A 22,511-nucleotide genomic window follows, 5' to 3' on the forward strand; every position below is an offset into this window, starting at 1 on the left:
TTCAGATCAGCACGAAGCACTCGATCGAGGTCTCGAGCCGGAAGTTCGAGCCGATCGACTGCCGCTCGGCGTGGAAGAGGTCGAGCCGATAGGTTCGGCCTCGCTCGAGCCCGAGCTCCTCGGCGATGTCGTCGAAGCGGATGGTGCCTTCGACCGGGAAGTGCAGGCCGCCGAGATCCAGCACGAGCTCGCCCTCGACGAAGATCCAGAGGTCGTCGTCGCCTCGGAAGGTGAGCTCTTCGCCGCCGCGATACTCGAAGCGCGTGTGGATCTCGGTCGTGAAGTGATAGTTGTGGGTGTGGCGGTTCTCCGGCGGACCGTAGGTCCCGTCGCCGAAGCCACGCCCGTCGAGCGGGAAGAACGCGTCCGAGTCGAACACCCACGAGCCGGTACCAGTCGGCTCGAGCGGGATCGGCACCTGGAACGACATGTTCACGCCGTCGACGTCCCGATACCACTCGCGGAAGCGCTCGGGGCCCGCGGTCATGCGAGTCGGACCGGCGGCGGCGTGCACCGGCTTGCCCTCGGCGTCGAGCTCGGTGGCGACGAGGCCGGTGAACGCGACGTTCGGGTCGGTGCCCTGGTAGGCGGGGTTCTCGAAGTCGATGTGCTCTTCGCGGAAGTCGCGCACGTTCGCGACCAGCTGATCGCAGGCGCCGCCATCGGAGCGCGGCCGCGAGGCATCGGCGGGCTGCGCACCGCTGTCGGGCGCGGGCGGCGTGGAGCCGCCGTCGCCGTCGGTCGTGCCGGCGTCACTGCACCCACAGCCGAGAGCGATCAGGAGCGAGACGGCGAGTCGATTGGCGCGCACGAGGGACCTCCCAGGAGAGAGAGGATCGCGACGCGCACGTCGGGTCACCCCTCGCGTGCGAAGGGCTCGAAGTCGATCCACTCGCTGGTCAACGCGGCCCGCGCGCGCTCGCTCAGAATCGGCATCTCGTAGGGAGGTGCGAGCGCGAAGTCGCTGCCGTCGTGCTCGGTGATCACGAGCACCGGCGAGCCGGCCGACAGCAGCGCGGGATTGGGCACGCGGCTCGGCTCGGTCCGCCCCGGCAGCGTCACCATGCTCCACCGCGGGATCGACGGATCGACGGGAGGCGGCGGGCGCTTCTCGATGCGCGCGCGACCGGTCGGGACGATCGCGTGGAGCTCCGGCATCGAGCGCGCGAGCGGCTCGTCGTGCGGCACGGCGAGCACGTAGCCCTCGGGCTCACCGTGCTCCGGGTACTCCTCGGGCTCTTCGGCGTTGCGGTCCCATCGCTCCCAGCTCGACCGCCGGAGCCAAGAACATCGACCTCATCGCGCGGCGCGAGCGGTCTCGAGCAGGCGTGAGAGGACGCCGGGCTCGCACGCTTGGTCGCCAAGCTGTCCGATGCGCTCTGCAACGAGCAGCGCCTGCGAGATCGAGAGGCGCTCGACCCTCCGGAGCGACGACGCGAAACGAACGAGTGACGCGCGGATCGTGGCGACGAGATCGGGATCGATGTGGTCGCGCTCGACCGCGTCAGCGATCCGCAACGCGTAGGACCAGCCGGGCTCGTGACGACGACGGACGGGGCCGAGCGCTGCGTCGGTCGCGGCCGCGTCGAGCTCGCCGCGCAGGAACGCGCCAGCCGCGAGCAGCTCCGCCACTGGTGCGTCCCACGCGGACGAGAGATCGAAGATCGATTCGAGCGGCGAGCATTCGAGGTCGCGCAGGATCTCGCTCGGGTCGCGAGAGACCGAGGCGCGTCGAATCTGCATCGCTCGTGGTCGCTCGGGGCGCGCGCCGTTGGTCTTCTCGTACGCGATCGCGCGTTCGAGGAGGTGGCGCTCGAACGCGCGTCGGCTGCCCCGAATCGGATGCGCGCAGACGCGCTCGATCTGTGCGCGCGACAGTGGCGCGTACTTCGCGAGGTCGAACGCGATCGAGTGATTCACGTGCGGCGGCGGCGCGCTGGCCTCCGCGAGATCGAGCGCGAGGAGCTGCTCCAGCCGTGCGTCGGTGAGCTGATTCCCTCGCAGCTCTCGGCTCGCGAACGCGCGCCACATCGTCCAGCGGAAATGCTCGGGCGAGTCCGTGTCGGCCGTGCGTATCTGCTCTTCGAGCAACGCCTCGTCGATCACGCCTGCTTCGCACCAGTCGGGCGCGTACGCGAGGCGTCTCAGCGCTTCGTCGCGCGTCATCGCGATCGGCGACGCATCACGAGCCACGCGAGCGGCGCGAGCGCGAGCCACCCGCTCACCCCAGCGCTTCGCGCGCCGGCGCGGCAGCCGCACCCTCCCCCGCCTTCGTAGTCGACCGTGCCTGCGTCCATCCCGACGCCCGCATCGATCTGCGGAGCCGGGCATGCGCGCGGCGACGTACCGAGCGCGACCTCGACGACCTCCATGTCGACCGGCTCGTCCCCGCCGTGCTCGCGCCATGCGTCGTACGCGACCTGCCCCCAGCTGCGCCCGCCGAGCGCGGGGTCCGTGCTGGCCGGCGCTTCGTCGCGCAGGAACTCGATGTACTCGCGGGTCGTCGCCTGCATGCGCAGCCGCGCGCGCAGCGTGAGCGTGCCCTCGCCGCAGAGCTCACCCAGCGTGTAGCTCGTCTCGTCCCAGTGGCGATAGCCGCCGGCTCCGTCCGCGTAGTCGCGACCGAGCGGCGCCGCGTCGATCTCCGCGGGCGGCGCGAACCCCTCGGGCGGGATGCGCGTGTCCTCGATCAACGTGTCGTTGAGCACGAAGTGGAAGCCCTCGACCCCGCCCACGCCGAGCTTCACCTCGTACGTGCGCAGCTGCGCGTCGTGCTCGAGCGTCGCGCTCTCGTCGTCGTAGCGCCCCGAGCCCGCGACCACGCGGCCCGTCTCGTCGACGACCTCGATCTGCAGCCACATGCGGCGCCCTTCCGGATAGCCGGTCGGCAGCTTGTGGCCGCTCTCGTTGGTCACGCGCACGGTCGCGGTCGCGACGTCGCCGTCGAGCGCGCTCGACGTGATCGCGACCGTCGCGGCCTCGCCCAGCATCACCTCGGCGCGCATCGCCGAGCGCTCGAGGAACATCGCCGCGTCCGCGTCGTGCTCGCGGACGCTCGCCGCGATCGCGCGCGGCACCCACGTGCTCGCGCCCGCGAGATCGTGGCGGCTCATCTCGGGCCGCGGATCGAACGCGACGTCGTCCGACGCGCGCTGCGCGACCTCGGGCATGTGGCAGCTCTGGCAGGTCTCGCCGCGCGCCCCGAACGCGCTGTGGCGCCACTCCGAGTACGTGCGCTCGATCGCGAAGCGACGTCCGGTGGGCTGCATCGCACCGTCCTCGAGCCGGAAACCATCGTGCAGCGGGTTGTGGATGTCGTGGCACGAGCCGCAGAGCGCGCCGCTCGACAGGTAGGGATCGAGCACGGTCGGGTGCCGCGGATCCTCTCCTGCCGCGTACTCGTAGGGCCCGCGCCGTGCGTTGCCCTCTTCGCCGTCCGCGAGCAGCAGCTGCGCGTTCGAGATCATCGCCGGCTCGGGCGGCTCGGTGATCCGATGGCAGATCATGCACCCGATGCCGTCGCGATCGGCGGAGAGCGCACCGCTCTGATCGGGGCGCAGTCGCTCGGGGAACGTCGGATTCGCGGCGTCGTACTCGGGCAGCGACGAGCGTCCGCCGAGCCACGCGGTCGGCGTGTGGCAGCGCAGACAGAAGTCGCTCGCGCCGGGCACGTCTTCTTCGGCGATCGCGAGCGCGGCGAGCGCGACCGGATCGCGCGCCGCGTGGCTCATCATCGACCCGCGCCACGAGTCGTAGGGCTCGTAGTCGTCGTCCGGCGCGTACGCGCTGTGGCACATGCGGCAGGTGCGCGACGACTGGATCGGCAGCGTGATGCCGTTCTCCTCGCCGACCGGCTGCGTGCCTGGTTGGAAGATCTGCGCGCTCGCGGTCGACGAGACCCCGAGCACGACCAGCACGACGAGAGTGCGACGCACGGTCGTCGAGCATAGCGCGCGAGTCCAGGTCCTGGACTTCCGAGTCCAGGTCCTGGACTCCGTCTCACGCTTCGCGCGGGTAGAGATCCTCGACGCGCTCGCGCTCGCGGATCACCCGGTACGCGTCGCCCTCGACGATCACTTCCGCCGCGAGCGGGCGCGCGTTGTAGCGGGTCGCCATCGCCGCGCCGTACGCGCCCGTGCTGCGGATCAGCAGCAGGTCGCCACGCTGCACCGGCGGCAGCGGGCGATCGAGCGCGAGGAAGTCGCCGGTCTCGCACACCGGGCCGACGATGTCGGCCGCGCTCACGTCGCCCTCGCGCGGCCGCACCGGCACGATCGCGTGGTACGCGCCGTAGAGCGAGGGACGCAGCAGCTCGGTCATCGCCGCGTCGACGATCACGAAGCGCTTGGTGCCCTGCTCCTTCACGTAGAGCACGCGGGTGAGGATCCCGCCCGCGTCGCCCACCATCGCGCGCCCCGGCTCGACCACGATCTCGAGATCGAGATCGCTCGCGCCGCCCCGCTCGATGCCCGCGCGGATCGCCGCGCCGAACGCGTTCCACGGCGCGTACGGCGCGTCCTCGTCGCCGTAGTGGATCGGCCAGCCACCGCCCGCGTCGAGCGCGCGGATCGGCGCGCCCGCGTCGGCGCACTCCTTCGCGAACGCCGCCACGATCGCGACCGCGTCCTCGAGCGGCTTCGCGCCGCCGATCTGCGATCCGATGTGGCACGCGATGCCCTCGAGCTCGAGCCCGTCGCTCTCCACGATGCGCGGCAGCAGACGCCGCGCGACGTCGAGCTCGAGGCCGAACTTCGTGCCGTGGATCCCGGTCGCGATGTACGGGTGCGTCGCGGGATCGACGTCGGGGTTCACCCGCAACGCGATGCGCGCCGTGACGCCCTTCTCGCGCGCGATCGCCTCGATGACGTCGATCTCCGGCTCGCTCTCCACGTGGATCGCGCGGATGCCCGCATCGAGCGCGTACGCGATCTCCGCGTCGCTCTTGCCGACGCCGCTGAACACGATGCGCTCGGGCGGGATCCCCGCGGCGAGCGCCCAGTAGAGCTCGCCGCCCGAGACCACGTCCGCGCCGGCACCGAGCGACGCGAGCAGACGCAGGACCTCCGGGTGCCCGTTCGCCTTCATCGCGTAGCAGACCATGTGCTTCGCGGGCGCGAGCGAGGCGTCGATCGCGCGGTACGCACGCTCGATCGCGCTCGCCGAGTAGACGTGCGTCGGCGTGCCCACTTCCTCGGCGATCGTCGACAGACCCATGCCGTCGATCGCGAGCTCGCCCTCGTCCTCGTCGTGCGCGAAGTGCGCGCTCGGCGGCACGTCGGTGCGCGTTCCCTTCTCGCCCGCCATCAGCGTGCTCCCTCGATCGCGCCCAACGCCGCGCTCTCCTTCGCCACGTCCACACCGCGCGCCGACAACCGCTCGCGCAGCGCGGCGATCTGCGTCGACACCTGCTTGCGCGCGGGACCACCGAGCACGTCGCGCCGCTCGATCGCGGTCTCCGCCTCGATCGCGACGAAGATCGACTCGTCGAACGAAGGATGCTCGGCGCGGTACTCGTCGAGCGTCAGCTGCGGCAGCGTCTTGCCCGCGTCGACGCAGCGCTTCACGAGGCGCCCCGCGACGTGGTGTGCCTCGCGGAACGGCACGCCGTGCGCCGCGAGCCAGTCCGCGATCTCCGTCGCCTCGACGAACCCCTCGACCAGCGCGGCGCGCATGCGCTCGCTCTTGAAGCGCGCGGTCGCGAGCGCGCCCGCGAGCACGTCGAGCGAGTCGTCGATCGTGTCGAACGCGTCGAACGCCGGGCGCTTGTCCTCCTGCATGTCGCGGTTGTAGGCGAGCGGCAGGCCCTTCATCAGCACCAGCAGCGACACGAGATCGCCGATCACGCGGCCCGACTTGCCGCGCACCAGCTCGGCCATGTCGGGGTTCTTCTTCTGCGGCATGATCGAGCTGCCGGTGGTGAAGCGATCGCTCATCTCGACGAACGCGAACTCCTGCGCGCTCCAGAGCACGAGCTCCTCGCTGATGCGCGACAGGTGCACCGCGCAGATCGAGAGCGCGGAGAGCGACTCGAGCAGGAAGTCGCGATCCGACACCGCGTCGATCGAGTTGCGCATCGGACGCTCGAAGCCGAGCTCGCGCGCCGTCTGATGGCGATCGAGCGGGAACGTCGTCCCCGCGAGCGCCGCCGCGCCGAGGGGCGCCTCGTTCATGCGCTTCGCCGCATCCTCCAGGCGACCGCGATCGCGCTCGAGCATCTCGCACCACGCGAGCAGGTGATGCGCGAGGCGCACCGGCTGCGCGCGCTGCAGGTGCGTGTAGCCCGGCATCACCACGTCGATCGTCCCCGCCGCGCGCACCGACAAGACCGCGACGAGGCGATCGATCTTCGACGCGGTGCGCGCACACGCGCTGCGCGTCCAGAGGCGCATGTCGGTCGCGACCTGATCGTTGCGGCTGCGCGCGGTGTGGAGGCGCCCGCCGGCCTCGCCGATGCGCTCGGTGAGCAGCGCCTCGACGTTCATGTGCACGTCCTCGCGATCGGCGCGCCACGTCATCTCGCCGCGCTCGATCTCACCGCCGATGCGCGCGAGACCTTCTTCGATCTTCTTCGCGTCCTCGGCGCTCACGATCCCGCGCGCAGCGAGCATGCGCACGTGGGCGATCGAGCCGCGCACGTCCTCGGGGCCGAGTCGTTGGTCGACGTCGACGCTCGCGTTCACGCGCGCTGCGACCGCGTCGAGCTCCTCCTCGAATCGACCACCCCAGGCCTTGTCCGACATCCTCTCTCTGCCTCCGAAAGCGCGCGGACTCTTGAGGATCGGCGCGCGCGGTTCAACTGGAATGCGCGATGGACCACGGCGCGTTCGCGGGCCTGCCCACGCGGACGGGGTCGGCCCATCGCGCACACGCTATGCTTTCTCTCCCAACGCTCGCGCGCCCGCGACCGTCTCAGACCTCATGATCCCCAGCCCGCTCCTCCGAGCCGTCGGCCGCGTCGCGCGGAGGCTGCGCGCCCAGCGCGCGGCGGATGCGGCCACGACGGTGGGGCTCGCCGGCCTGGGGATCGCAGCGCTCGCGTTGATCGCGGGAAAGACGGGCGCGCTGGGCGATCACGAGGCGCGCGTGCTGCTCGTGATCGCGGTCGTGATGCCGTGTGTCGCAGCGCTGATCGCGGCTCTGCGTCCGGTGCCTCGCCTGGTCGCGGCGCGCCTGCTCGATCGCGCGCACGCGACCAAGGGCCGCCTCGCGGCAGCGCTCGAGCTCGCGAGCACGCAGGCGAACGACGACTGGACGCGCGCTGCGCTCGAGGACGCAGCCGCCCACGCGACCTCGCTGCGCGCCGATCGCGCAGTGCCGTTCCGGGCCCCGCGCGATCTCGGGCCGTTCGCGGGACTGAGCATCGCGGTCGCGCTGCTGGCGTCGCTCGAGATCCCACGGCGCGTCGAGATCCCGATCGCACGGGGGATCACGCCGGTGGTGCTGCACGACGACGATCTCGACGCGTTCGAGGATCGCATGCGCGCGATCACCGACGCGCCCGACGTCGCGCCCGAGGTGCTCGCGCAGGCCGAGGCGCTCAACCGCGTGCTCGAGGATCTCGCCGATCGACGGATCGATCGCAGCGAGACGCTGCGCCGGCTGGCGGAGCTCGAGGAGCGCATCGAGGCCGCACGTCCCGCCGGCGACGAGCACCTGCGCGACGAGCTGCGCGCCATGGGCCAGGAGCTGCGGCGCAGCGAGCTCGCGCAGGATCTCGCGGAGGCGATGCGCGAAGGCGACGCGGCGCGCGCGGAGCTCGCGATGCGCGAGCTCGCGTCGCGGATGCGCGAGGATCGTCCCGACCGCGCGGAGCTCGATCGACTGCGACGCGCGCTCGAAGAGGCGGCGCGCGAGCGCGAGGACGCGGGCGAGGACGAGCTGGAGCGCCGCGAAGAAGAGATGCAGCGCCTCCTCCAGCGCGAGCAGGCCGCGACGCCCGAGCAGCAACAGGAGCAGCAGCGTCTTCTCGAGCAGCGACGTCGTGAGCTCGATCGACTGCGGCGCGAGCACCAGGAGCGACAGGAGGCGCGGCGCGAGCTCGATCGACTGCGACGCGAGCTCGAGCAGAGCGCCGAGTCGATGCAGCAGCAGGACGAGCCCTCGCAGCAGCAGACCAGCGAGTCGATGGAGCGCGCGGCCGAGGATCTGAACCGCATGGCGCGCCAGCAGCTCACGCAGGAGCAGATGGAGGACATCGCGCGTCAGGCGCGCGAGCTGCGCGAGCTGATCCGACGCCAGCGCGAGCAAGAGCAGCAAGCCGGCGGACAGGGCGAAGGACAGCAAGGCCAGCAGGGCGGGAGCGGCGGCGAGGGACAACAGGGTCGTCAGCCGAGCCCGATGGATCGATTCGTCCTGCGGGCGCGTGGTCAGGGCGATGGGCAGGGCACGCCGATCGTCGCGCCGGGCAGCGGCGCCGAGGGCCAGGAAGGACAGAGCCCCGGTGGTGGCTCGCAGCAGGGCGCGCAGGGCGGCGCCGGCGCGGGCGCGCAGGGCGAAGGGCAAGAAGGCGGAAGCAGCGGCGGCCAAGGCGAAGAGCAAGAGGCGCTCGCGCTCGGTCAGGGCGGCGACGCACAGCTCGAGATCCCCGGGCTCGGCGGACAGCAGGGCGAAGAAGGCGGCGCCGGTGGCCAGGGCGAAGGCACGATGCCCGGTGGTGGTGCAGGCGCCGAGCACGCGCCCTCCTCGCTCGACGATCCCACCGCCCTCGGCGAAGCTGGACGCACCGTGCAGGTGCGCGGCGAAGCGCGTCGCGGCCCCTCGCGCCCCGAGGTGATCCGCACCGCCGCGCAGCGCGGCTTCGCGACCCGCGAGTACAGCGACGTCTACGGCGAGTACGCGGATCACGCCGAAGAGGTCATCGAGCGCGATCGGGTTCCGCCCGGCTACCGCTTCTACGTGCAGCGTTATTTCCAGCTGATCCGTCCGCGCGACGGATCGGAGAGCGAATGACTTCGAAGGACATCGAGAAGAAGGTCGCCGCGTTCCAGGCGGACGTGACGAAGGTGCGCGAGACCGTCGGCAAGCGGATCGTCGGTCAGCGCACGATCCTCGACGGTGTGATCACGTGCTTGGTCGCGGGCGGCAACGCGCTCCTCGAGGGCGTGCCCGGCCTGGGCAAGACGATGCTGGTGCGCTCGCTCGCCGAGGCGCTGCACCTGCGCTTCTCGCGCATCCAGTTCACGCCCGATCTGATGCCCGCGGACCTGCTGGGCACGACGGTGATCGCGGAGAGCGGGAGCGGCGCGAAGAGCTTCGAGTTCCGCCCCGGCCCGGTGTTCGCGAACATCGTGCTCGCCGACGAGGTGAACCGCGCGACCCCGAAGACGCAGAGCGCGCTGCTCGAGGTGATGCAGGAGCATCGCGTCACGATCGGCAACCAGACGCACCGGCTCGAAGAGCCGTACTTCGTGCTCGCGACGCAGAACCCGCTCGAGATGGAGGGCACCTACCCGCTGCCCGAGGCCCAGCTCGATCGTTTCTTCTTCAAGCTGCACGTCGGCTTCCCGTCGCGCAGCGAGCTGCACGACATCCTCGATCGCACCACCGGCGAGCACGAGCCCTCGGTGGAGCCGGTGCTCGACGGAGAGCGGATCCTCCAGATGCGCGCGCTCGCGCGTGAAGTGCCGGTGCCCCGGCACGTGCAGGACTACGCGATCCGCGTGCTCGAGGCGACGCACCCCGATCGACCGAGCGCGCCCGAGAAGGTGAAGCGCTTCGTGCGCTTCGGCGCATCGCCGCGCGGCGCCCAGGCGTGCCTGCTCGCGGCGAAGATCCACGCGCTCGTCGAGGGCCGCTACGCCGCGACGATCGAGGACGTGCGCGCGGTCGCGATCCCCGCGCTGCGCCACCGCGTGATCCTCGGGTTCGAGGGCGAGGCCGAGGGCGTGCGGAGCGACGTGCTGCTCGAGGACGTGCTCGCGAGCGTGCCCGAGACCGTGAAGAGCTGATGTTCGGCTGGCTGCGAAAGCAGGCGTCGAGCGCGCCGGCGCGCGCGATCGACGACGACGCGTTCGACGAGGAGTTCCAGCGCCGGCTCGAGGCGCTCGCGATCGCGTCGCGACGGCTGGTCAGCGGGAGGATGCGCGCCGAGCGTCGATCGCAGAAGACCGGCGCGGGCATCGAGTTCGCGGATCACCGCGAGTACGCGCCGGGCGACGACTTCCGGCACCTCGACTGGAAGCTCTACGGACGCAGCGAGAAGTTGCTGCTCAAACTATTCCAGGAGGAAGAAGACCTCTCGGTCTACCTGCTGCTCGACACGTCGGCGTCGATGGAGTTCGGTGCTCCTCAGAAGCTCGCGTACGGCAAGCGCATCGCGGCCGCGCTCGCGTACGTCGCGCTCTCGAGCCTCGATCGGGTGTCGGTGCTGACCTTCGCCGACGTGATCGGGGCGCGCCTTCCGCCCACGCGCGGCAAGAGCCGCATCTTCAAGGTCTTCGAGTTCCTGCGGGGCGCGCGGCCCGAGGGGCGCACCGGGATCGAGGGCGCGATGCGCGCGTTCGCGGCGCAGCACAAGCGTCGTGGGGTCGCGATCGTGATCAGCGATCTCTACGACCCTGCGGGCTTCGAGCGTGGCATCGACGCGCTGCGCTACGCGCGCTTCGAGCCCTTCGTGATCCAGCTCGTCGATCCCTCCGAGGCGCGCCCCCCGCTGCACGGCGACGTGCGCCTGGTGGATCGCGAGACCGGCGAGTCGCGCGAGGTGACGGTCACGCCGCGCGTGCTGGAGCGCTACGCCGCGGCGCACGCCGCGTACCTCGCGGGCATCGCGTCGTACTGCGCGCAGAAGCAGGTGCCGCACGTGGTGATCGAGACGAGCACCGCGTGGGACGACGCGGTGCTCAGCGTGCTGCGGCGCGGCGGATTGCTGGGCTGATATGGAGTGGACGGGGCTCTCGCTGGGGCAGGTGCTCGCGACGCTCGGCGCGTTCGGCGCCGCGGTGTTCGTGCTGTATCTCCTCAAGCTGCGGCGGCGGCCGGTCGAAGTGCCCTTCGTGCGGCTCTGGCACGACGTGCTCGCCGAGCAGCGCACCACCCGCCTCTTCTCCTCGCTCAAGCGGATCCTCTCGCTGCTGCTCGCGCTCTCGGTGGTCGCGATGCTCGCGATCGCGCTCGGTGATCCCCGGTGGATCGCGGGGCGCGACGAGGGGCGCACGCTCGTCGTGCTCGTGGACTCGAGCGCGTCGATGGGCGCGACCGACGTCGAGGGCGGGCGCATCGAGGCGGCACGCGAAGCCGTGCGGCGTCGCATCGCGGCGATGGGCGCGGACGATCGGATGATCGTCGCGTCGATGGGCGCGAGCACGGTCCCGCTCGGCCCGATCGACGGCGATCCCGAGGTGCTCGAAGAAGCCCTCGATCGGCTCGAGGCCCGCGATGTCGCGGCCGATCTCGCGCGCGGGCTCGGGTGGGCGCTCGACGTCGCGCGCGGCGCGCTGGGCGCGGAGATCGTGATCGTCTCCGATGGCCGGCTCGATCCGCCGGGCGAGCTCGTCGAGGCGCGCGCACGCGAGAGCGGCATCCCGGTGCGCTGGGATCGCGTCGGAGAGACCGAGACCCGCAACGTCGCGATCACCGCGTTCGCGGTGCGGCGCTATCCGATCGACAAGAGCCGCGCCCAGGTGCTGATCGAGCTGTGGAACCCCGGCGCGAACGCCGAGGAGATCGAGCTGACGCTGCTCGGCGACTCGCACGCGGGCGAAGGCGTTCCGCTCGACGTGACCACGATTCGCCTCGGCGCGGGCGAGCGCGCGACGCGGCTCTTCGAGAACGTGACGGGCGCGGATCGCACGCTCGAGGCGCGCATCCGACTGGCCGACGGAACGCGCGACGATCTCGCGGCCGATGATCGCGCGTTCGCGCGCCTGCCCGAGCGACGTCGCGCGCGCGTGCTGGTCGTCGCCGAGGACGACATCTACCTCGAGGCCGCGCTGCTGCTCGACGAGTACCTCGCGGTCACGCACGTCACCCCGGCGCAGTTCCCGCCGTCCGACGATGAATTCGACGTCGTGATCTACGAGTCGTTCGTCCCGGCGCAGCCGCTCGATGCGCCGTCGATCTGGCTCCATCCGCAGCCCGCGGAGGGCGTGCAGGGACCGCTCGTGGTCGAGGGCACGATCGAGCGACCGTTCTTCGATCGGCTCGAGCGCGACCATCCGCTGCTCGCGTTCACGAGCCTGCGCGACGTGAACATCGCCGAGGCGCTCGCGGTGCGCGTCGAGCCGGGTGACGTGGTGGTCGGTGCGGATGCGCGCGGCCCGCTGCTCGTCACCGGCACCCGGAACGGGCGGGGCTTCGTCGCGCTCACCTTCGATCCGCGGCGCAGCGATCTCCCGCTGCGCGTCGCGTGGCCGCTGCTCCTGCTGCACGCGATCGACTCGTTCGTGGAAGAAGCGAGCGGGCACTTCTCGTCGTACCGCACCGGCGAGCCCTGGTACGTGCCGGTCTCGCCGAACGCGACGCGCGCGGCGTTGGTCGACGACGGAGCGGAGCACCCGGTGCCGATCGTCGATGGCCGCGCCGTCGCGAGCAGCGAGCGCGCAGGGTTCTATCTCTTGCTCACCGACGGCCCTGACGCCGAGCACCTGGCGGTCAACCTCGGGCCGAGCGGCGAGGCCGATCTCGCGGTCGCCACGACGATGCCGATCGCCGGTGAGCCGAGCGAGGCGCCCGCGATCATCGAGGCCCCGGTGCGTGGCGAGCCCTGGGCGTGGCTGGTGCTGATCGCCTTCGGCGTGCTCGCGATCGAGTGGGTCACGTTCCACCGGCGGTGGACCGTATGACGCGCGGCTTCGTCGTGCGGCTGGTGCTCGCGCTGATCGCGGCGATCGCGATGGCGGCGTCGATCGTCGCGGCCACGAGCGCGCCGATCACCTGGACGATGAGCGGCGAGGAGTGGGAGCTCCTCGCGCCGCGCAACCTCGCGCTGCTCGCGGTCGCGCCGCTCTTGGTGCTCGGTGGGTGGCGCTCGCTCGCCGATCTCCCGCGCGCACAGCTCGTGCTCGGGTACGTGGTGCGGCTCGCGGTGCTCGCGATGCTCGCGCTCGCCCTCGCGCGTCCGGCGCGCACCACCGACGCGACGCGCGTCGCGGTGGTGTTCCTGGTCGACGTCTCGGACTCGGTGAGCGACGCGGATCTCGCGCGGGCGCGCGAGCGCATCGACGCGGCGTGGCGCGCGCGCGGTGAGGACGTGGTGCGCGTCGTGACGTTCGCGCGCGATGCGCGCGTGCTCGAGATCGACGACGAGGTCCCCCCGATCGCGCGCCACGAGGACGGCGCGGGCAGCGATCTCGCGTCCGCGCTGCAGCTCGCGTACGGGCTCTATCCGCCCGGTCATCTGCGTCGTGCGGTCGTGCTCAGCGACGGCGCGCAGACCGAGGGCGACGCGCTCGCCGAGGCGCAGCGCGCGGCCGAGCTCGGCGTGCGCATCGATCACGCGCCGTTCACCGAAGGACCTCCGGGCGAGATCGCGATCTCCTCGCTCTCGCTGCCCGATGCGCTCCAGGCGGGCCAGCCGTTCACGGTGCGTGTGCGCGTCTTCGCGAGCCAGCCCACGAGCGCGCGCCTGCGCCTCTACCAAGGCGAGACGCTCAACGGCCTCGACGGAGTGCGCGACGTCGAGCTCGCGGCGGGCGACAACGAGATCGCGCTGCGCTCGGTGGTGCACGTGCCCGGGCCGGTCACGTACCGCGCGGAGCTCGAGGCGCGCGGCGAAGATCGTTGGAGCCCCAACAATCGTTTCGCGACCACGGTGATCGTCCCCGGTCGTCCCGCGGTGCTCTACGTCGAGGGCACCGCGAGCGCGGCCACGCACCTCGCGCGTGCGCTCAGCGCGGGCGAGCTCGACGTGGACGTGCGCTCTCCGCGCGCGATGCCGACGTCGGCGGCCGAGCTCGAGCGCTTCGACTTCGTGATCCTCTCCGACGTGCCCGCCGATCAGGTGAGCGCGTCGGCGCAGGACGCGCTCGATCGCTTCGTGCGCAGCGGCGGCGGGTTCATGATGGCGGGCGGCGAGCAGTCGTACGGGCTCGGCGGATGGCGGGGCACGCGCGTCGAGCGACTGCTCCCGGTGCGCATGGAGGGCGAGCGCCGTCGTGATCAGCCCTCGCTCGCGCTCGCGCTCGTCATCGATCGATCGGGCTCGATGAGCGGCGAGAAGATGGAGGCCGCGAAGCAAGCGGCGCAGGCGACGGCCGAGCTGCTCTCGGCGCAGGACTACCTCGAGGTCGTCGGGTTCGACGCACAGGCCGAGCGCATCGTGCGCATGCAGAGCGCGGGGAATCGCATCGCGATCCAGCGCGACATCGGGCGCATGGCGCCGCGCGGCGGGACCGCGATCTTCCCGGGCCTCGACATGGCGTTCCAGGATCTCTCGGTCACGCGCGCGCGCCTCAAGCACGTGATCCTGCTGACCGACGGGCAGACCCAGGAGAGCGGCCTGCCCGAGCTGGTCTCGGTGATGCGCGCCGAGGGGATCACGGTGACGACCGTCGGCATCGGCGCGGACGTGAACCGATCGTTGCTCACGCAGCTCGCCGATCTCGGCGGAGGTCGCAGCTACTTCACGAGCGACGCGCGCAACGTGCCGCGCATCTTCATGCAGGAGACCACGACGGTCACGCGCAACGACGTCGTCGAGGAGTACGTGCGTGCGCGCGTGGTCGCGCCGGCGGACTTCCTGCGCGGCATCGACGTCGCGAGCGCGCCCTTCTTGCGCGGCTACGTCGCGACGCGCGCGCGCCCGGCGCCGGCGCAGGTGATCCTCGAGAGCGAGCTCGGCGAGCCGCTGCTCGCGCGGTGGCGCGTCGGGCTCGGATGGTCGCTCGCATGGACGAGCGACGTGAAGGCGCGCTGGTCCACCGAGTGGCTGCGCTGGGGCGGGTTCTCGCGGTTCTGGGTGCAGCTGGTGCGCGAGCACATGCGCGAGCGCGAGCGCCACGAGCTCCCGATGCGCGCCGAGGTGATCGGCGACGAGGCGCGGGTGGTGGTCGACGCGATCGGCGAGAACGACGAGTTCGTGAACGGCCTCGCGTCGACGCTCGTGGTCGAGGGCCCGATGGGCGCGCGCACGAGCGAGCGCATCCGCGAGGAGCACGTGCTGCGACAGACCGCGCCGGGCCACTACGAAGCGCGGTTCCCGCTCTCGAGGTACGGCAGCTTCGTGCTGCGCGCCGAGCACCGTCAGGACGATCGCCTGGTCGCGGAGAGCACGAGCGAGCTGGTGCGCCCCTACCCGCGCGAGTACGCGAGCCTCGAGCCCGACCTCGCGCTGCTCGATCGCCTCAGCGAGGTCGGGCGCGGCCGGAGAGATCCCAGCCCCGACGCGCTCTTCGATCCTGCCGGCGAGTCGGTTCGCAGGCGAGAAGAAGTCTGGTCGCCACTCTTGTTCGCCGCGCTCGCGCTCTTCGTGATCGATCTGCTGCTGCGCCGAGTGCGCCTCTTCGATCGCGCGTTCCGCGCGGCGAGCTGAAGCTCGGAGTCGTCCGAGCACCGCCCCCCACACGCTCCGGTCGTCGCCCAGCGCGCCGCGGAACGTTCCTGGTCGCGCCCTGGCAGCTCCGGATCGCGTCCCGGCAGCCAGAACGCATCCCGGAGATCACCGGACGCCGTTCTGGCGCGTCGGAACGCGTTCCGGAGATCACCGGACGCCGTTCTGGCGCCCAGAACGCATCCCGGCGCTCACCGGACGCCGTCCTGGCGCGTCGAGACGCGCTCCGCGCGCGCCGGAGCACGTCGTGGCACATCGAATCGCGATCCGGAGCTCACCGGACGCCGTCCGACGCGCCAGAACGCATTCCGGAGGACCACCAGAACACGTTCCGGCACATCCGTGCGCATCCGGAAGCGCTGGGGCGAGGCCCGAAGGGCGAGCCCGATCAATTCGGCTCCACGATGCCCGAAGGGCGAGTCGGTCCGCGTGAGGACGCGAGCGCGCGAAGCGCACTCGCGTCCTCACGCGTCCTTCCAACACACCGAGATCGTCCACCCACCGCGCGCGGCCGAAGCCTCACCAGCCGGGGCGCGGGGCATGGTGCCCGAGCGCTTCCGCAGCGACCCACCCGAAGGCAGCCCCGTTCGCGTCCGGTTCTCGTCGCGCGCTCTGCGCGCGCCGAGAACGATCCCGCCCGCCGACGCCACGTCGTCGTCGCAAGCCAGTCGCGAGGCTTAGCGAGGGCACCATGCCCCGCGCCCCTCACCGAAGCCCTTCCCCGCGCGGAGATCGCGGAGATCTAAACGCGAAGAGCAGGCTCATGCAGCGCCAACCACTTCACGAGATCAGCCCGGCGAACCATCCCCCTCAACACCCCATCCCGATCCACCACCGGCACCTGATCGATCTCCCGACGAGCCAACCCTTCGAGCGCCTCCGCAGCGCTCGCCTCCGCATCCACCATCACCAGCCGAGACGCCGGCGTCATGATGTCCGCCACGCGCGCCTCTCCCCAGTGCTCGCGCGGCAGCTTCCGCACGTCGCTCATCGCGACGATGCCCACCAGGTGATCGCCTTCCATCACCGGGAACACTGCCTGCTCGCTGCCCATGAAGCGCTGGTAGACGAGCTCGTCGACCGCGGTCCACGGCCCGACCACCTCGAAGCGCGTCCTCATCAAACGCGCGACCGGCACGCCCTCGAGCGCCTCGCGCACCACGACCTGCTCGTATCCGCTCCGCGCCGCGCCCGCGAGGAACCATCCGATCAGCGCGAGCCAGATCCCCGATCCGACGTTGCCGCCGAGCATCGACACCACGCCGAGCGCGACCAGCGTCATCCCGAACAAGCGGCCCGCGCCCGAAGCCCATCGCGTCGCGCGCCGCAGATCGCCCGTCGTCCACCACAGGATCGCGCGCAGCACGCGCCCGCCGTCGAGCGGGAAGCCCGGCACCATGTTGAACATCGCGAGCGCGACGTTCACCGGCCCGAGCCACAAGAGCAGCGTCGCCACCGGATCGAGCGACGCGTACGCGATCTCCGGATCCTCCGCGAAGCGCGAGATCGCGTCGCCCGCGAGCGCGGTCCCGAGCGCGATCGATCCGATCCCGATCGCGAGGCTCACGATCGGCCCGATCGCGGCCATGAACAGCTCGGCCTTCGGCGAGCGCGGCTCGCCCTCCATGTGCGCCATCCCCCCGAACAAGAAGAGCGTGATGCGCGAGACCGGGATGCCGAACATGCGCGCGACGATCGCGTGCGAGAGCTCGTGCAGCAGGATCGACGTGAAGAAGAGCACCGCTGCCGCGAGCGCGACGCTCCACACCAGCGCGCCGCTCCACTGCGGATGCCACTGCGGGAGCACGCCCGCGCCGAGCTGGAACGCGACCAGCGCGAAGATGATCAGCAGGCTCCAGTCCGCGACGATCTGCACGCCGAACGCGCGCCCCAGCGGGATGCCCCCGCCGGTCTCGCGGCGCGCTCTCGCGCGCTCTCGCTCGCGCGCTCTCGCGTCGTCGCGCCGGTCGGGCTCGTGAGCGCCCCACGTCGAGCTCGGGGCGTGCGTCGTGCTGGCCATCGTGTTCGTCGTCGCTCCCGCGCGCTCGTCATCAACGCTCGTGCCACGCCGATCGCGATCCCCACCTCCGAGGTGACGCGACGCACGTGAGGCGACCCGCCGCGCGCGTATCCTCGCGCTCACGATGGCTCGCACCGCGACGTTCCTCGCGCTCTCGATCGCGCTCACCGCGTGCTCGTCGAGCGCATCCCCGCTCGATGCCGGGCTCGACGGCGCGCAGACATCCGAGCACGACGCGCAGACATCCGAGCCCGACGCGCCGATCGCCGACCCGACGCTGATCGCGCTCGAGCACACGCGCGAGCTGCGCGGCGTGTGGGCGCCCTCGGTCTACAACCTCGCGTTCCCCTCGCGCACCGGGCTCACGCGCGCCCAGATCGAGGCCGAGATCACGCGCATCCTCGACACCCTCGAGTCGATGCGCGGCAACGCGGTGTTCCTCCAGATCCGCCCCGAGTCCGACGCGCTCTACGCCTCGGAGATCGAGCCGTGGAGCCGCTTCCTCACCGGCACCCAGGGTGGCGATCCCGGCTTCGATCCGCTCGCGATGTGGCTCGAGCGCGCGCACGCGCGCGGCATCGAGGTGCACGCGTGGATGAACCCCTACCGGGGCATGACGAGCACCTCGATCACCACGGCCGAGAACCACGTCACGCGCACGCTCGCGGAGCACACGCGCACCGTGGGCTCGATCCTCTGGCTCGACCCCGGCGCGCCCGAGGTGCGGCAGCACATCGTGCGCGTCGTGCGAGACGTCGTGGCTCGCTACGACGTCGATGGCATCCACTTCGACGACTACTTCTATCCCTACCCCGGCAGCGGCACGCTCGACGACAGCGCCACGTACGAGGCCTATCGCGACGGAGGCGGCACGCTCGAGCGCAGCGACTGGCGCCGGCAGAACGTGCACGACCTGGTGCGCGAGGTGTCGGTCGCGATCGCGGAGCTGCGCGACGACGTGCGCTTCGGGATCAGCCCCTTCGGGATCTATCGCCCCGGCATGCCGCCCGGGATCACCGGGCTCGACGCCTACGAGGCGATCTCGTGCGACCCGCTGCCGTGGATCGAGAACGGCTGGGTCGACTACGTCGCGCCGCAGCTCTACTGGCCCACGACCCAGACCGCGCAGGACTTCGATCGCCTGATCGAGTGGTGGGCCGGTCGCGCGCAGGACGGGCGCACGATCCTCGCGGGCATGAACGTGGTCGGGATCGAGGGCGACGACGATCGTTGGACCTCCAACGAATTCGAGGCCGAGATGGACGCGGTGCACCTGCACCTCGGGCGCGGCGTGTCGGGCTCGATCGCGTACACGGTCCGGCCCTTCCTCACGAACCACGAGGGCATCACCGACCTCTATCGCGACGAGCTCTGGATCTCGCCCGCGCTCACCGGCCCGCTCGCGAGCGCCGATCCCACCACGCGCCCCGCGCCGCCGACGCTCACGCGCGAGGGCGAGCTCGTGCGCATCACGCACGGCGATCGCGACGCCCTGCGCGCGTACGTGATCTACGAGCGCGCCGAGGGCGACGCCGCGCACCACGTCGCGCGCATCGTCCCCGCGACGAGCGACACGATCGAGCTCGATGGCACGCGCGATCCCGCAGTGAGCGCGGCCGATCGCCGCGGCATCGAGAGCCTCGCGCGACGGCTCCCGTGAGCAGAGCGGGTTGACACGTCTGGCATCCTTGTCGCCGCAATGGATGGCTTCCAGGGGTGGGCCGTCCGAGCAGCGCTCGCGTGTCTGCTCGGGCTTGCAGGGGTGACGGGCTGCGGCGGCGGTGATCAGGGCTTGGCCCCGATCGACGCCGGCGGCGGCCCATCGATCGGTCCCGATGCGGGCCGCGCCGACGCAGGGCGCGTCGACGGCGGCAGCACGGCCGACGTCGACGCGGGTCGCGGGCCCGACGGCGGACCTCCCCCGAGCGAAGCGCTCCGCTTCATCGTCATGGGCGACACCGGCGAGGGCAACGAGGCCCAGCGCGCCGTCGCGGTCGCCGTTCGCGATCTCTGCGCGCGCGAGGGCTGCGACTTCGTGCTGCTCCTCGGCGACAACATCTACGAGTCGGGCGTCACGTCGGTCGACGATCCGCAGTGGCAGACGAAGTTCGAAGAGCCCTACCACGACATCGACCTGCCCTTCTACGCCGTGCTCGGCAATCACGACTACAACGACGCGCTCGGCCTCGGCGGCTCGTGGGATCGTGGGATGCTCGAGGTCGAGTACTCGGCGCACAGCACGCGCTGGGAGATGCCGGCGACGCACTACACGCTGCAGCTCGAGAACGTCGGCCTCGTGATGCTCGACACGAACAGCCTGTTCCACGAGGACACGCGCTACGGCGATCAGGCCGAGTGGTACGCCGAGGCGGTGGACGAGCTCCGCGCCGACGGCGCCGAGTGGATCCTCGTCGCGGGCCACCACCCGTACCGCTCGAACGGCTCGCACGGCAACGCCGGCAACTACGAGTCGCGCATCGGGATCCCGAACCTCATCCCGCCGATCAACGGCGCGAACGTGCAGAGCTTCTTCGACGAGCACGTCTGCGGCACGGCCGACGTCTACTTCTCCGGCCACGATCACAACCGCCAGTGGATCGACGAGCCCGAGGCGCTCTGCGGGACGACGATGATCGTCAGCGGCGCCGGCGCGAAGCTCACCGCGTTCGCGCGCGAGGACAACGCCACGCTCTTCCAGGACGACCAGCGCGAGGGCTTCCTCTACGTCGTCATCGAGGGAGATCGCTTCGTGGGGCGCTTCGTCGATCGCGACGGGCGCACCGATTTCGAGCACACGGTCACGCGGACGTCGCGCTGACGTTCGCTCGTGCAGAACGGGGCTTTCGCTCGTTGCCCCCCTCCCCCCCTCGTGTTACGAGGGCGGCCGGCAATCATGGAGAAACGCGCTCTCCGTCTTCTCTTCGCGCTCGCGATCGCGCTCTCGAATCCATCGTTCGCATCGGCTCAAGCGACCGACGACGAGGAGCTCGAAGAGGACGTCGTCGAGACCGAGCCCGGTGCTGACGACGAGGAGGAGCCGCGGCTTCGTCCGCCGAGCGTCGAGCCCATCGCGATCCCCGACGAGGAAGAAGAAGCCTCGACCGAAGAAGAAGAGGTCGAGGAAGAAGTCGTCGAGGAGGAAGAGGAGGCGGCCGAGGAGGAGCCCGCGGAGGACGAGGAGCTCCCCTCGCCCGACGCCGCCGACGAGCGCCTCGACCTCGGTGGCGATCCGACGATCGAGCCGTGGACCACGCCGCAGACCGTGTTCGAGCTGCACGGCTACATGCGCATGCGCGGCGAGTTCCAGGATCAGTTCTCGCTCGGACGCAGCGCGCCGACCAGCTACCGGGACGCGATCGACTATCCGTTCGAGCTCTTCATCCCGCGCGACGACGGCAGCGTGGCGGGAGACATCGAGGGCGGCTGCCGCGGCGGCGCCAGCACCGACGCGAGCCCCTGCAACCAGCGCGCGCTCGCGTTCGCGAACATGCGCCTGCGCCTCGAGCCGACGATCCATCTGAGCGACGACGTGCGCGTGCGGATGCAGATCGACGTGTTCGACAACCTCGTGCTCGGCTCGACGCCCGAGGGCTACGGCCTCGGCGGCAACTACTTCGGGCGCCTCGGCGAGCGCTCGTACGACTCGACGTTCACGCCGTGGACGTCGTTCTCGGGCTCGCAGCGCCCGTCGAGCGCCGGCTTCAACTCGTGGCAGGACAGCATCATCGTCCGCCGCGCGTGGGCGGAGGTTCGGAACCGCGGCCTCGGTGAGCTGCGCTTCGGTCGCATGGGCAACCACTGGGGCCTCGGGATCATGGCCAACGGTGGCACCGGCATCGACGCCGACTTCCAGAGCGACGTCGATCGCATCATGGCGATCACCCGCCTCGTCGGGTTCTACTTCTTCGGCGCGTGGGACTTCGCGTCGGAGGGCTTCCTCTACGAAGATCCGCTCGAGAACCGCGTGCCCTTCGACTGGGTGCGCAACGACGACGTCGACCAGTTCACGTTCGGCGTGGCGCGTCGCTCGACGCCCGAGGAGCAGGAAGCGGCGCTGCAGCGCGGCGACTTCGTGCTCAACGGCGGCCTCTACTTCGTCTACCGCACCCAGAACCTGACGAGCGAGGGCACGCCCAACCCGCTGGACTCCGCGGCGAACCCGATCCTCTTCCGCCGTGGCTTCGAGGTCTTCGTCCCCGACATCTGGGTGCAGTTCCTCTACGAGAACCTGCGCCTCGAGGCCGAGGCCTCGATGATGATCGGCACGATCGACAACATCTTCCGCCCGAGCGACGCGGAGACCGAGGGCTTCGACCGCACCGGCACGAGAGACATCCTCTCGTTCGGCTTCGCGTTCGAGGGCGAGTACCACCTGCTGAACAACCAGCTCGGCATCTACTTCAACGCCGGCTACGCCTCGGGCGACGCCGACGTCGAGGGCCTGATCGGCGACCAGCAGGGCGGCATCTACGAGCAGCAGGCGCGCTCGGGCGCGAGCACCGATCGCAACCTCACCGCGTACGCGTTCCACCCGAACTACCGCATCGACCTCATCTTCTGGCGCACGATCATGCGCCAGATCTCGAGCGCGTATTACTTCCGCCCCGGCATCAGCTACGACTTCATCCGCTCGAGCTTCGGCCAGCTCCTCGGCGCGCGCGCCGACGTGGTGTGGAGCCGCGCGTCGGAGGTCGTGCAGACGTGGGGCAACCAGCCCGACCTCGGCGTCGAGATCGACGCGCAGGTCTACTATCGCAGCGAGGACGGCCCCGACCTGCTCGACGGCTTCTACGCGTCGCTGCAGTACGGCATCTTCTTCCCGCTCGGCGGCCTCGGCTACCTGCCGGGCGACCCGGCCCAGGCGAGCGCGCACCAGGGCGGGCAGAACGCGCAGACCCTGCGCCTCATCCTCGGCGTGCAGTACTAGCCAGGCCGCCTACGCGGCGTTTTCGGTTGGGACTCGGCAAGATCACCATCGGTTCGAGTCGCTTCGCTCCGGGGTGG

General features: G+C 71.1%; 15 protein-coding genes. 8 read left to right on the forward strand and 7 right to left on the reverse strand.

Going from position 1 to position 22,511, the window contains the following annotated elements:
* Position 1 precedes the first annotated feature (1 nt).
* The 6 genes from I5071_RS14710 to argH all read right to left on the reverse strand — a co-directional run bounded on the left by I5071_RS14710 (position 2) and on the right by argH (position 6,740).
* The gene (locus tag I5071_RS14710; protein WP_236606085.1) at positions 2–811 is read right to left on the reverse strand and encodes a fibro-slime domain-containing protein; all 810 of its coding nucleotides are present in this window, start codon (positions 809–811) and stop codon (positions 2–4) included.
* 44 nt (positions 812–855) lie between these two features.
* Positions 856–1,188, reverse strand: coding sequence for a hypothetical protein (locus I5071_RS14715; RefSeq protein WP_236606086.1), 333 nt, complete (start codon positions 1,186–1,188; stop codon positions 856–858).
* 108 nt (positions 1,189–1,296) lie between these two features.
* The gene (locus I5071_RS14720; RefSeq protein WP_236606087.1) at positions 1,297–2,166 is read right to left on the reverse strand and encodes a hypothetical protein; all 870 of its coding nucleotides are present in this window, start codon (positions 2,164–2,166) and stop codon (positions 1,297–1,299) included.
* Positions 2,163–3,935 (reverse strand): MYXO-CTERM sorting domain-containing protein, encoded by a 1,773-nt coding sequence (locus tag I5071_RS14725; protein ID WP_236606088.1) that lies wholly within the window; start codon positions 3,933–3,935, stop codon positions 2,163–2,165. The genes I5071_RS14720 and I5071_RS14725 overlap by 4 nt, the downstream gene beginning before the upstream one ends.
* 64 nt (positions 3,936–3,999) lie before the next feature.
* Complete coding sequence (gene lysA, locus I5071_RS14730) at positions 4,000–5,304, reverse strand: diaminopimelate decarboxylase (RefSeq protein WP_236606089.1); 1,305 nt, start codon at positions 5,302–5,304, stop codon at positions 4,000–4,002.
* A complete protein-coding gene (argH, locus tag I5071_RS14735) occupies positions 5,304–6,740 on the reverse strand; it encodes an argininosuccinate lyase (RefSeq protein WP_236606090.1) in 1,437 nt (478 codons plus the stop codon). The genes lysA and argH overlap by 1 nt, the downstream gene beginning before the upstream one ends.
* Before the next feature lie 178 nt (positions 6,741–6,918).
* Between argH and I5071_RS14740 the strand changes: the two genes are divergently transcribed.
* Genes I5071_RS14740 through I5071_RS14760 form a run of 5 tightly spaced genes read left to right on the forward strand, consistent with a single transcriptional unit; the run spans position 6,919 to position 15,469 of the window.
* Positions 6,919–8,949: a hypothetical protein gene (locus tag I5071_RS14740; protein WP_236606091.1), complete on the forward strand. Its 2,031-nt coding sequence runs from the start codon at positions 6,919–6,921 to the stop codon at positions 8,947–8,949.
* Positions 8,946–9,947, forward strand: a complete 1,002-nt coding sequence (locus I5071_RS14745) for an AAA family ATPase (RefSeq protein WP_236606092.1) — start codon at positions 8,946–8,948, stop codon at positions 9,945–9,947. The genes I5071_RS14740 and I5071_RS14745 overlap by 4 nt, the downstream gene beginning before the upstream one ends.
* Positions 9,947–10,876: a DUF58 domain-containing protein gene (locus I5071_RS14750; protein ID WP_236606093.1), complete on the forward strand. Its 930-nt coding sequence runs from the start codon at positions 9,947–9,949 to the stop codon at positions 10,874–10,876. The genes I5071_RS14745 and I5071_RS14750 overlap by 1 nt, the downstream gene beginning before the upstream one ends.
* Before the next feature lies 1 nt (position 10,877).
* Entirely contained in the window at positions 10,878–12,782 is a 1,905-nt protein-coding gene (locus I5071_RS14755) for a vWA domain-containing protein (protein ID WP_236606094.1), read from the forward strand.
* On the forward strand, positions 12,779–15,469 hold the full coding sequence (locus tag I5071_RS14760) for a VWA domain-containing protein (protein WP_236607644.1): 2,691 nt from the start codon (positions 12,779–12,781) through the stop codon (positions 15,467–15,469). The genes I5071_RS14755 and I5071_RS14760 overlap by 4 nt, the downstream gene beginning before the upstream one ends.
* Before the next feature lie 760 nt (positions 15,470–16,229).
* Here the strand turns inward: I5071_RS14760 and I5071_RS14765 are convergent.
* On the reverse strand, positions 16,230–17,675 hold the full coding sequence (locus I5071_RS14765; RefSeq protein ID WP_236606095.1) for a site-2 protease family protein: 1,446 nt from the start codon (positions 17,673–17,675) through the stop codon (positions 16,230–16,232).
* On the opposite strand from I5071_RS14765, the gene I5071_RS14770 reads away from it, so the two are divergent.
* The 3 genes from I5071_RS14770 to I5071_RS14780 all read left to right on the forward strand — a co-directional run bounded on the left by I5071_RS14770 (position 17,632) and on the right by I5071_RS14780 (position 22,434).
* A complete protein-coding gene (locus I5071_RS14770) occupies positions 17,632–19,167 on the forward strand; it encodes a glycoside hydrolase family 10 protein (RefSeq protein ID WP_236606096.1) in 1,536 nt (511 codons plus the stop codon). The genes I5071_RS14765 and I5071_RS14770 overlap by 44 nt on opposite strands.
* A gap of 39 nt (positions 19,168–19,206) precedes the next feature.
* Positions 19,207–20,325, forward strand: coding sequence for a metallophosphoesterase (locus tag I5071_RS14775; protein WP_236606097.1), 1,119 nt, complete (start codon positions 19,207–19,209; stop codon positions 20,323–20,325).
* Positions 20,326–20,400: 75 nt separating this feature from the next.
* Positions 20,401–22,434, forward strand: coding sequence for a TIGR04551 family protein (locus tag I5071_RS14780; RefSeq protein ID WP_236606098.1), 2,034 nt, complete (start codon positions 20,401–20,403; stop codon positions 22,432–22,434).
* The last annotated feature ends 77 nt before the right edge of the window (positions 22,435–22,511 follow it).

This window comes from Sandaracinus amylolyticus (genome assembly GCF_021631985.1).
In the GTDB taxonomy this organism is placed as follows: domain Bacteria; phylum Myxococcota_A; class Polyangia; order Polyangiales; family Sandaracinaceae; genus Sandaracinus; species Sandaracinus amylolyticus_A.

Coding starts and splice junctions, on each gene's coding strand:
- I5071_RS14720 (WP_236606087.1), bottom strand. CDS start 2,166: ATGACGCGCGACGAAGCGCTGAGACGCCTCGCGTACGCGCCCGACTGG.
- lysA (WP_236606089.1), bottom strand. CDS start 5,304: ATGGCGGGCGAGAAGGGAACGCGCACCGACGTGCCGCCGAGCGCGCAC.
- argH (WP_236606090.1), bottom strand. CDS start 6,740: ATGTCGGACAAGGCCTGGGGTGGTCGATTCGAGGAGGAGCTCGACGCG.
- I5071_RS14740 (WP_236606091.1), top strand. CDS start 6,919: ATGATCCCCAGCCCGCTCCTCCGAGCCGTCGGCCGCGTCGCGCGGAGG.
- I5071_RS14745 (WP_236606092.1), top strand. CDS start 8,946: ATGACTTCGAAGGACATCGAGAAGAAGGTCGCCGCGTTCCAGGCGGAC.
- I5071_RS14750 (WP_236606093.1), top strand. CDS start 9,947: ATGTTCGGCTGGCTGCGAAAGCAGGCGTCGAGCGCGCCGGCGCGCGCG.
- I5071_RS14755 (WP_236606094.1), top strand. CDS start 10,878: ATGGAGTGGACGGGGCTCTCGCTGGGGCAGGTGCTCGCGACGCTCGGC.
- I5071_RS14760 (WP_236607644.1), top strand. CDS start 12,779: ATGACGCGCGGCTTCGTCGTGCGGCTGGTGCTCGCGCTGATCGCGGCG.
- I5071_RS14770 (WP_236606096.1), top strand. CDS start 17,632: ATGGCTCGCACCGCGACGTTCCTCGCGCTCTCGATCGCGCTCACCGCG.
- I5071_RS14775 (WP_236606097.1), top strand. CDS start 19,207: ATGGATGGCTTCCAGGGGTGGGCCGTCCGAGCAGCGCTCGCGTGTCTG.
- I5071_RS14780 (WP_236606098.1), top strand. CDS start 20,401: ATGGAGAAACGCGCTCTCCGTCTTCTCTTCGCGCTCGCGATCGCGCTC.